Genomic DNA, 10561 nt, shown 5'->3' with positions numbered 1-10561 from the left:
ACGGCCGCCACGATCCCGGCGAGGACGAGCAGCGAGCCCGCCGTGTAGCCGAGATAGGCGGTACGGGCCCGGCGCGGGTACGCCTTCGCCGCCGGGTCGCGCCGCACGGCCAGCCGTACGTACTCCCGGCTGGACGCGGCGAGCGCGGTCGCGCCGCACAGCTGCGCGGCGATCTTGTACCCGTCGAGCGGCGGGAACGGTACGAGCATGGCCAGCGCCTGCACGCTGCCGAGGAGCAGCAGCCCGGCCAGTGCCTCGCCCGTGGCGTCGTCGACCGGCGCGAACAGCCAGACCGCGCAGAACGGCAGCAGCACGAGGAGATTCATCACCGCGCCCGCGACAGCGGTCGCGACGCGGTGCCAGCGCGTGCGCAGATAGAGGTAGTTGTCGACCGTGCAGTACATGATCACGACGGGCAGGCGCCAGCGCAGTCCGATCTCGGCGACCTGCCCGCCGTAGCGTCTCGCCACCACCCCGTGGGCCAGTTCGTGCAGCGCGGTGCTGAACCAGAGCAGTGCGGCGACGCCCGCGAGCAGGACCGGGTTGGTGAAAAGCGCCGCCGCTCCGTCGACGAGTTCACCGAGCCTCGCGACCGCGACCACTTCCATGGCGGTGACCAGCAGGAGCAGCGGGACCATGAAGGGCGCGGTGAGCAGGAAGCCGAAGGCGCGGTGGAGGCGGTCGGCCGTCGCGTCGGCGTCGGCGACCAGGGGGAGCGTGCCTCGCAGCAGGGTGCGCTTCGGCGGCTCGTCGGCGGTGGCGGCGGACCCGGCCGTTCCCGCCGTTCCCGCCGTGTCGGCGGGCGGGGCCGCGGGGCCGCCCTCCAGCAGCCCCCTGACCCCCAGCATGCCCAGCAGCCGCTGCCAGTTGGCGTCGCCCAGGCGCTTGCCGTACTCCGCCGCGTACTCCGCCCCCAGCTCGTCCAGACCGCGCGTACCGTCCATGCGCGCCATCAGGAAGTGTTCCTTGGCCCCGACCTCGTACGACTTGCCGCTCCGCGGGTTCTTGACGAGGTGCACGCTCCTGGCGCCGAGCAGGAACTCGTCGCTGACCAGCACGTCGGAGCGGAGCGTCGGACGGTACCGGTCGGCCTCGACGCGGTCCGCGGGGGCGGTCATGGCGCGGCCACCGCCTCCGCCTCCGTCTCCGCACCGGGCTCGGCCGGGGCGACGGACTCCCGCAGTGTCCGGCCCAGTACGTGCGACAGGTACGCCTCGTCGCGGATGGTCACGTGCAGCCGGTTGTTGGTCATGTGCATGTACGGGGACAGCAGCAGCGGCAGCGCGACGGCCGGGTCCGTCACCCGCTCGTCCCGCTCCCCGTCCCAGGACCGGAAGACCAGGTCACCGTCGACCGTCAACCTGCGTGCGCGCTCGTTCAGTTCGGCACAGTGCTCGGCCCAGCCCGCCAGGAAGCCGGGCAGCCGGCCGGGCTCACCGGCGCCGACGGCGGCCCTGATACGGGCGAAGTGGCTGGTGAGACCGGGGGCCATCGCCGCGTAGTTCTTGTCGTACTCGGAGCTCCCGATGAAGCCGGTACCGGGGAACGCCGTGTGCCAGAACTCGTAGTAGCTCTCCAGGTAGTCGGTCAGCTCGCGGTCGTCGGGCAGGAAGGTCCCCGACATGACCATCATCAGCTGCGCGGACGTGCCGAGCAGCACGGTCCGCAAGTGGAGGTTCTTGGTGCGCAGGGCCTCGATGACGAGATCGCTGGAGTGCCTGAAGTGCCACTCGGCCAGCTCGATCCCGGCGGGGCCGCCGTACTTGCCGTACTCCGGCTCGTACGGCTCGGCGCTGCGCGAGTTGTTGGGGCGCAGATTCATCCGGCCCTTGTCGTCCATGTAGTGGCCGCGCTCACTGCCGGGGAACTCGATCTCGAACAGCGTGTTGTAGAAGTCGTTGAGGAACCCGGAGTCCACCTCGTACAGCGCCGGGCGCTCGGCCAGGAAGGTGTCGACGGCCTGCTCGGTGCGGGCGCGCACGGCGGGCGCCGCGTCCTCGCCGACGGGCTTGAGGCGCAGCCGGATGTGCGGGCCTTCGAGCCAGTAGTTCATGAAGAAGTAGTTGTCGATCAGGCCCTCCGCCTCCAGCTCGGCGACGAGCGGGCGCACGCACTGGAGCAGGAAGGGCCGCGGGTTGGCGGCGTAGAAGACGTGCGTGGCCTGCCAGAGGCCGGGGCCGGGAGCGGAGGCGGAAGCGGGGCCGGTCATGAGGCGTCCCTCCGTGCGGAGTCGGCGGATACGAGCTCCGCGGATACGGATACGGGTTCGGGGCTGTCCGGGGCACGCTCGGGCACGCCGGCCAGGGTTTCGACGGCCAGTTCGGCGACATGGACGCCGCGCTCGGAGACGGCGTGCAGCCCGTCCTCGTCCGGCAGCATCTCGCGGAACACCACGCGCGCCTCGGCCGTCTTGAGCAGCGCCTCGAACGCGGTGAGCGAGAGCGCGCTGTCGAAGTCCAGGTACTGCGGCTTGGCGCCCGTCGCACCGCGCGCCCCGCTGTCCGAGACGGTCACGAAGACCCGGTCCGGCAGCCCGGTCGCGCGCCGGAAGCGGTGCCAGCCGAGGAACCACTCGTCGTCGGACGTCCCCGGCGTGTGGAGCGGGAGTTCGGCGGCGGGCGCGCTCCAGCTGCGCCTGCTCAGTACGACGCTGCCGTGCCGCACACGCGGCCTGCGGGTGACTCCGCCCACCGGCGCGCTCTCCGGGACCCCGCCCCACACGTTCAGCGGGGCCATCGAGGTCGGTGACAGGAGCAGCAGGGTGCGGGGCAGTTCGGGCAGGGCGAGCGGCACGAGGTAGCCGAGGTAGACGGGAATGACCTCGCGGCCGAGCCGTGTCGAGCGCAGCACCAGCCGGTCGGCGCTCTCGTCGTGCTCCATGTACAGGTCGTCGAGGTCGATCCGGTACTCCTGCGGCAGGGTGCCGCTCTCACCGGGGCAGACGATCTCGTACTCGGTCAGCCGCCCGTGCAGATTGAGGTTGCTGGTGACCGGGCCGCCGGTGACCTCCGCGAACACGGCGCCCGGCGGGCACACGTGGTCGGCGCCGGCCAGCAGGGAGCTGTCGAGTCCTTCGAAGCACTGGGTGAAGCGGCTGAAGGGGAAGGACAGGCCGCCGTACGAGCGGTTGAGGACGATCAGCGGGTCGCCGGGGCGGTCGGCGAGCTGGACGTGGTGGCTCATCGGTGCGAACTTCGGTGCGGCCGGGGCGAGTTCGGCGGTGATGTCGGCGAGGAATCCGGCGTCGAGATCGATGTCCGTCTCGTCGCCCTCCGCCCCCGAGGCCCAGATCGCGCGCATCTTGTCGATGAACATCCGGCGCGCCGAGTCGATGGCCTTGAGCTGCGGCAGTCCGAGCCAGTTCACCTCGGGCACGTACTGCCCGTCGGTGTCGAAGGTCGTACGGCTCGCGGTGAACGTCATGTACTGGTCGAAGAAGTCCTCGTGGAAGTCGTGCACCAGCTTGAGGAGATCGTCGCAGCGCCCGCCCTGTCCGTACCTCGCCAGGAAGAACCCCCGGAACGTGACGCGCTGGGGCAGTGTCAGATCGAAGGCGGGCAGTACGCCCTCCACCCTGCCGAGCGGCTCCGCCGTCAGCTCGCGCCAGGCGCCGAGGTCCATCGACGTCTCACGGCCGGCCGCCGCGTCCTCGTACAGCAGGGTCTGCGGCACCCGGGGCCTCTCGGCGCCGAGTTCCGACTGGATGTCGCCGATCGTGGCCCGGAGCGCGGCGAGCACCTCGCGGCGTTCGGCGGGCTCCGCCGGGGCGAACCGGTCGGTCAGCGCGACGGCCTCGTCCAGCCGGCCCGCCAGCTCGGTGGCCCACGGCCGGTCCAGCCCGCGCAGCGACCGCTGGAAGGCGCGCAGCGGGTCGGTGTCATGAACCGCCGTACGCAGCGCGGGTACTTGGACCATGCCGATGTCCAGCAGCGCGGCGAGGTACTGCTCGACCTCATCGGCCCCCGCCCCGGCGTCGTCGGCGAGCCATGCCGCCAGCTCGCCGTACCGCAGCGCCGGGTTCTCCTCGAAGAAGTCCAGCAGCCGCTCCAGCGTGCCGCTGCGGCGCAGGAAGAACAGCCGGTCCTTCACGGCGTCGAAGGTGACGGCGGTGTCGTCGTCGCCGGTGGTGATCCAGCGGCGTACGTAGCGCACCCGGTCGTCGTCCCTGCCCCACCCGGAGGCGGGGGCGACGGGCAGATCGGCGCGGCGTACGGGATCGGCGATCACGCACTCGGCGAGGCGGCCCAGCGCGACGACGTTGAGCCGCGCGTGCCCGGTCCACTTCTCGGCGAACCGCACCTCGAAGCCGTCCCCGCCGGCCGGCTCGCCGCCGGATGCGCCGGGCTCCTCGAACTCACCGAGCGCGACCCCGGTGAACGTGGAGAACGGGCTGGTCTTGCAGACGGTGCGGTAGAGGTACGACAGCAGCGACCGCTCGATCTTCCTGCGGCGCTTGTCGGGCTTGCCCTCCCCCTTCACGAACGCGTCGATCTGCGCGTCGAGCGTCGGCGAGGCCAGCAGCAGCCCCTTGCGCAGCCGCTCCTCCCCCGCGACGGCGCGCAGCGCGGCGCGCGCCTCGGCGCTCTCGCCCGCGAACAGCTCCGCGCCGGTGGCCCGCAGCGCGGCGAGGTCCCGCCGGTCGAGCAGCCACCGCGACAGGGCCTCGCCCGCCGCCGCGTCGCGCCCCGCGACCAGCGCGAGGGCCTCGCCGGGCCGCTGCGGCAGCCGGTTGTTGAACACCTCGCGGCGCAGTTTCAGCAGCGCGCGCCGGTCGGCGGCCTCGTCGGGTCCGGCGTCCGCGCCGTCCCCGGTGCGGCCGACCAGGTCGTGCAGCAGGTCGCCGACGCGCTCCCCCGCCGCCCGCAGCCGCTCGTCCTCGGCGAGTACGGAGTCCGCCCAGCGGCGGCTCGCCGGGCAGCGCAGGGCGCGTACGGTCTCGATCGGCAGCCCGGCGACGCGCAGCATGAACGCGCGTCTCGGGTCACGGTCCCGCGAATCGTAAGCCTGGTCAGGCATCTTGCTTCCCCATCCGGTAGGTCATCGGCTCAGGCTCAGGCGATCTCGTACCGGAAGTCGGCGGGTGCGGGGCGCTCGTTGCCGATCATCATGATCAGGAGCGGTGCCTCGCCGGTGGCGTCGAGCCCCAACTCCTCGATGTACGAGACGTTGTCGAAGCCCAGGGCGACACCGCAGCCCAGCTCCAGCGCGCTGCTCGCGGTGTAGACGGACTGCGCGACGGCGCCGATGGTGGCGTTGACGAGGCGGTAGCCGCGGTCGCCGACGGCGTCGAGGACGGCGGAGGTACGGATCGTGGGCACCAGTACGGCGCCGGCCTGCTCCAGGTTGTAGTTGGAGAGGAAGTAGTTGCGCTGGAGGAATTCGCCGGGGCGTCCCGCCTTGACCAGCCGCAGCTCATGGGCGTCGGGGTCGTACTCGTACGCGCCCGGCTCCACCCCCTCGACGTGGTTGACGAACGCGTACAGCTTCGTGAGCCGTACGCCGTCGCCGTCGCGGCCCGTGCCGGTGTCGCCGCCGAGGCGTGAGCCCGCGGCGGACGCGGCCAGGCACGCCGCCAGCTGCTCCCCCGTGACGGGGCGGCTCGCGTCGAAGCGGCCGAAGCTGCTGCGCCGGCGGCGCAGCACGGTCCGTACGTCGGCGGGCATCGGCCGTGCGGCGGGCAGCGCCGCGACCGGCAGGTCCGGGTCGGCCGGGGGTGCGGCGGCCGGGGCGAGCGCGCCGGGGGCGGGCCGCTCGGTGGCGTGCGCGGACGTCGCCTCCTGCATCTTCAGCAGCGCGTCGAAGGTGAAGACCTCGCGCGACCGCTCGACGTCGCTCACCCGGACGGAGACGTCCGTGGTCCCGGTGGGACCGGGGGCCGAACCGGCCCGCCGCCCAGCCCACTTGAGCGGGACGACCGCGAACACGCCCTCCTCCTCGCCCTGTACGCCCAGAAGCCTCTGGAGGCGCGCCTCGTCGAACCACATCGCCGGCTCCACCGACAGCCCCCGCGCACCCGCCCACATGCGCCAGGTCTGCACGGCGGCGCCGAGGTCCATGCTCACGGCGTGGAAGGAGAAGCTGTTGTACTTGAACGAGTTCTGCCAGTACTTGATGCCCAGGACCAGGTACTGGTCGGTGTCCGCCCCGTACCCGCCCAGCGACTCCCGCACCTCGCCGGACACATCGCCGGTGAGCAGGCGCTGCATGGCGTGGTGACGGGTGGAGTAGTAGTGCACGCCCGGCGTGACGGGGCCGCTCGGACCGGAGACCCAGTAGACGCTCACGGGGTAGAGGCCGCCGCCGGAGGCGGAGCCGCGCGACCAGTTGGCGAGCGGGTAGAAGGGCAGGGCGCTCAGGTCGGTGTTGGCCTGGACGCCGAGCCGGCGGCCGGTCAGTCCGTACGAGTCGAGGAGCATGCCGGAGAGCGACGTCAGGTCGAACGCCCCCTCGCCGGTGGCCGTCCCCGCCGCTGCCGCGCCGCCGTCGAAGGCGCGGTCCAGGCCGGCGTCCGCCGGGTAGCCGGCGACGGGCAGCGGCAGGCTGTCGACCCCGGGGTAGTACTTCGCCTTGCGCGGCCCGTCGGACCAGTTCGGCACGAAATCGGCCGGTGCCATCGGGACCCGGCCCCGCTGCATGATCGCGGCGGCGTAGTCATGGGCGTACCCCATGGTGGGACTCCTCTCGGGGGTTCGGGTCAGGGGAAGGGGTGCGGCGCCAGGTTCAGGTCGGCGTCGGTCAGGTCGCGTTCGCGCATCCCCGCCTCGCGCAGCGCGGTGCGCAACCGGGGCAGGCCGAGCGCGCGCTGCCGGGTCCAGCCGAAGTCGATGGGCAGCAGGCCGGGGACGATCACGGAGACCGTCGTCAGGCCGAGGTCACGCTGTTCGGGCATGGTCTGGTCGACGACGACCACGTCGAATCCCTTTTCGGTGACGGCACTCACGCACCGGGTGAGGTCGTCGCGCAGATCGTCGGAGACGGGCGGCAGGGATCCGTACGCCTGTGCCAGTGACCGCTTCGGGGGCCGGGGCGCGCCGGGCTCGCCGATCAGGAAGTGGGCGTTGTTCCCCATCTCCGGGATGCCGTAGGCGAGCGGATGGTCGTGCAGCGCCGCGACCTTGTCGTAGTCGGTGGCCATGGCGCGCAGCCTGGCCTCGTCGCGTTCGGTGCGGCCCTGGAGGTTGACGGCGTCGGTGGCGATCTCGCACAGCGCCCCGGAGAGCGCGGACTCGGGGTCGAGCCCGGCGCCCGCGCCGAAGCACATCCGGCCGCTGCCGCCGTCGGGGCGGACGGCGACGCCGGTGATGACGGGGATCGGGAAGCTGATCCGGGTGTCGAAGAAGCGGGCCTCGTAGCCGTACATCTCCAGGCGGTCGACCATCTGCCGGGTGGCGGCGCGGGTGCTGGTGCGCGGGTCGAGTTCGGGCAGGGCGGCCCCCCCGTACCAGGTGAGGAGGAAGGCGTCGCGTTCGACGACCTCCATGAGGCCGAAGTACACGGCCTCCTCCATACAGCCGCCGGACGCGCAGCCGTTGGAGCTCTCCTGCACGAACCGGTTCTCCAGACCGGGCGCGTGATAGTACGTCAGCACTTCCGGCACCAGGACGGGCTGGTGGTCGCGGAGCGAGTAGCCCCAGACCCAGGGGAGTTCACGGTCGGGGTGGAACGGGGTGACGCGCGGGTTGGCGCGGTGGAACTCCTCGGAGTACAGGCCGACCTCACGCGGATCGAGGGTGCGTTCACCGGCGGCCCGCAGACCGTTCAGCGAACCGTGGACGCCCGCGACCTTGGCGCGCGAGCGCATCCCGGCGTACCGCTCCAGTCCCTCCAGGACACCGATGCGCACGCTCTGCGCGAAGGTGTCGGCGTGGCCGCCCCAGAACGTCTCGCGCAGGTAGTCGCCGCTGCGCATCGAGAAGCAGCCGATGGTGGCCGAGGTCGACGCGGAGGAGATGTCCTGCACGACGGAGGGGCCGAGCGAGCCGCAGACGGGGTTGGCGTACGGCTCCACGGGCAGCTCGTACGCGCTGATGTCGCGCAGCCGGAAGCTTCCCGGCTTGTGCTTGGGCGCGGGGTTCAGCGTGAGGACGGCCGCCTCGGCGGTGTCCTCCTCGGCCCGTCCGCAGCGCGGGCACTCGGGGTCGGGCACGAGCGGGTAGTGCCGCACCTGAAGGGTCTGCAGGTCCACGAGGTGGACCGCCGGGAAGGAGCCGGTCGACGGCCCCGTCCCGGCGAGTCTGGCCGCGACGACCCCGGCGAGGGCGTCGGCGGTGAACGGGGTGATGTACGGGGACTCCCCGGCGGCCCGGGTGCCGGAGCCCAGCTCCAGGGCCTCGCGCAGCGCGACGGAGCGCACGCCCTGCCAGCGCCGGGCCAGACAGCGGGCGCAGGGGCGGTGCGTGGCCGCGCCGGGCTCCGGGAAGGGGCCGACGACTGCGTGACGGCCGTAGAACCGTACGGGCACGGCGTCCCCCGGCTCCCCGCCGGCCGGCTCCTCGGCCGCGAAGGCGTCACGGACGCCGAGCGGTGCGATGTCGAGCGCGGGCGCGGGTGCCGAGACCGCGTCGAAGCTGCGGCGCATCAGGGTGGCGAGGTCGTGGGCCGACCGCGCCAGGGGCTCAGCCTGCATCGGGCGCACCCTCCACGCCGGTGGTGACGGCGCCGTCGCGACCGGCGGCGGGAGGGCCGGTGGTGAGCAGGACGCGCGCCGTGCTGATGCCGCCGGCGGGCAGGTCGGCCGGGGTGGTGGCGACGTACAGCACGTCACGGCCGGCCTCGCGGAGCCGGTCGAGGACCGCGTCGAAGGTGGTGGCCGTCGTGTCGGCGGCGACCGGATCGGCGGTCAGCAGGACGGTCGCGGCGGCGAGTTCACCCATCAGCGGGTCGCCGGTGTCGACCGCGGACTCCGGGTCCTCGGCGTCGAGCTGTACCTGGCCGATGAGGTCGCGCAGCGCGGAGCACGCGGCGGCGGTCCGGGAGAGCCCGGCCGCGACGGCCCAGCGTCCGAGCCCTTCGGGCCGGTCCCCGTCCACGCCGCCCGTCTCGCGGGCCAGCACGACATGGGCACCGGAGTGCTCCTGCTCGCCGAGGTCGACGAGCTCGGCCCGGATCCCCACGTTCGGCACGGACTTGAGCAGGAACACCAGCTCCGGGTCGGCGTCCGGCTCGCCGGCCGCCGGGGAGGTGACGAGCGCGCCGCGCGCCTCGCCGCGTACCGCGCGCAGCAGCGCGCCGTGGGCCAGCGCCGAGAGCAGACCCCGGCCGGCCGCCTCCTGCGGGGAGGGGCCCGCGCCCGCGCCGGCGGTGGTCGCCTGGTGCAGACGCCCGGTGTTGTACGGGCCGAAGGGCCGCACGGCGGCGGCCGGTACCTTGACGGACTCCTTGGTCAGGAGCGAGGTCGCGGTGAGCCAGGCGCCGACCGTCTCGGCGCCCGCGCCGGTGCCGCTGCCCGTGGTCAGCCGGTCGGGGGCGACCCCGTCGGCGGGCGCCGGCGTGCCGGGCGCGAGGGTCTCGGGGGTGAGGGGCACGACGTGCTCGACGTACGCCTCGGCCGCCGCGTACAGCGCGCGCAGCCGGGCGCCCGCCAGATGGTGCACGTCGAAGGCGGCGATCCGCCTGCGCGGTCCGTGGCCGACCGCCAGCTCGACACGGCTGATCTTGAGCGGGGTCTGGGTGAGGCTCTCGTCGTCGTACCGGCCGAAGACGCCGGTGAAGGGGCGCACCAGCACCGTACTGATCCGGTTGAGGTCCTCGACGAGCGCCTCGGCGTCGCCGGCGTTCTCGACGGTCGGGGTGACGGGAAGGCTCAGTCCGCCGGGCAGCGCCGGGCGCGGGGCGACGGCCGCGGGCGCGCACAGGGCGCAGCGCGGGTGGGGCTGGACGGGCTCGGCCATGACGTCGAGCGATTCGAGGTCCTGGACGAGGACCTGTCCGTCGGTCTCGGCGGGCAGCACGCCGGTGGTGAGGCGGAAGATCTCGTAGCCGAGGAGGTTGCCGGACATCGCGGCGACGGGACCGGTGGGTGCGGAGCGCCCGGAGGCTCCGCCGGTGGCGCCGCCCGCGACCTCGCTCCAGATGTCGGCGGCCGTACCGGCGTCGGTGTTGCCGCCGAGGCGCAGCACCGCGCAGGACCAGCAGCCGGTCGAACCCGCCCTGCTGAGGGGCCCGGTGACCGACCTGCGGCCGAACGTCCAGGCGGGGATGAGGGTGGTGCCCTGCGGCACGCCCGCGAGAAGCAGGGCGTGGGTGCGGGCGGAGGCGTCGGGGCCGGTCACGACGACGACGTCGTAGCCGCCGAGTTCGCTCCAGCCGGGGTGCGCGGTGAGGCTGTCGAGGGTCACCGGGCAGTCCTGGGCGGCCAGTTCGGCGATCTCGGCGAGCAGGGTCGGGTCGCTGTCGGCGTCACCTTCGACGGCGAGGGCGGCGCAGCCGTTGCGGACGAGGCTGAGCGCGCACCAGCGGGCGACGGGGCCGGTGCCGAGGATCGCGACGCGGGTGGTGCGGTAGCGGCGGAAGCGGGCGAGGGCGCCGTCGGCGTAGTGGTCCGCGTACGCGATCTGGGCGG

At 73.3% G+C, this 10561-nt stretch carries 6 protein-coding genes; all 6 read right to left on the bottom strand.

Features of this window, described 5'->3' with window-relative positions; genetic code table 11:
• Nucleotides 1–1118 (bottom strand): site-2 protease family protein (locus GXP76_RS30825; RefSeq protein ID WP_242574913.1); only part of this gene is annotated, 1118 nt, incomplete at its 3' end.
• Complete coding sequence (locus GXP76_RS30820; RefSeq protein ID WP_242574912.1) at nucleotides 1115–2209, bottom strand: lantibiotic dehydratase C-terminal domain-containing protein; 1095 nt, start codon at nucleotides 2207–2209, stop codon at nucleotides 1115–1117. The genes GXP76_RS30825 and GXP76_RS30820, both read right to left, overlap by 4 nt.
• Nucleotides 2206–5016, bottom strand: coding sequence for a lantibiotic dehydratase (locus GXP76_RS30815; RefSeq protein ID WP_242574911.1), 2811 nt, complete (start codon nucleotides 5014–5016; stop codon nucleotides 2206–2208). The genes GXP76_RS30820 and GXP76_RS30815 overlap by 4 nt, the downstream gene beginning before the upstream one ends.
• 35 nt (nucleotides 5017–5051) lie before the next feature.
• Nucleotides 5052–6668 carry a nitroreductase family protein gene (locus GXP76_RS30810; RefSeq protein ID WP_242574910.1) on the bottom strand — a complete coding sequence of 539 codons (1617 nt, stop codon included), beginning with the start codon at nucleotides 6666–6668 and terminating at the stop codon, nucleotides 5052–5054.
• A 26-nt stretch (nucleotides 6669–6694) separates the two neighbouring features.
• On the bottom strand, nucleotides 6695–8578 hold the full coding sequence (locus GXP76_RS30805; RefSeq protein ID WP_242574914.1) for a TOMM precursor leader peptide-binding protein: 1884 nt from the start codon (nucleotides 8576–8578) through the stop codon (nucleotides 6695–6697).
• Nucleotides 8579–8615: 37 nt separating this feature from the next.
• Nucleotides 8616–10561: TOMM precursor leader peptide-binding protein (locus tag GXP76_RS30800; RefSeq protein ID WP_242574909.1), on the bottom strand; the 1946-nt coding region annotated here is incomplete at its 5' end.

Origin of the sequence: Streptomyces sp. NP-1717, assembly GCF_022695985.1 — a bacterium.
Classification (GTDB): Bacteria; Actinomycetota; Actinomycetes; order Streptomycetales; family Streptomycetaceae; genus Streptomyces.
This window is presented reverse-complemented; position numbering and strand designations above follow the sequence as displayed.

Bases quoted from the DNA above. Each gene is read 5' to 3' on its own strand.
- GXP76_RS30820 (WP_242574912.1), bottom strand. From the start codon at position 2,209: ATGACCGGCCCCGCTTCCGCCTCCGCTCCCGGCCCCGGCCTCTGGCAG.
- GXP76_RS30815 (WP_242574911.1), bottom strand. From the start codon at position 5,016: ATGCCTGACCAGGCTTACGATTCGCGGGACCGTGACCCGAGACGCGCG.
- GXP76_RS30810 (WP_242574910.1), bottom strand. From the start codon at position 6,668: ATGGGGTACGCCCATGACTACGCCGCCGCGATCATGCAGCGGGGCCGG.
- GXP76_RS30805 (WP_242574914.1), bottom strand. From the start codon at position 8,578: ATGCGCCGCAGCTTCGACGCGGTCTCGGCACCCGCGCCCGCGCTCGAC.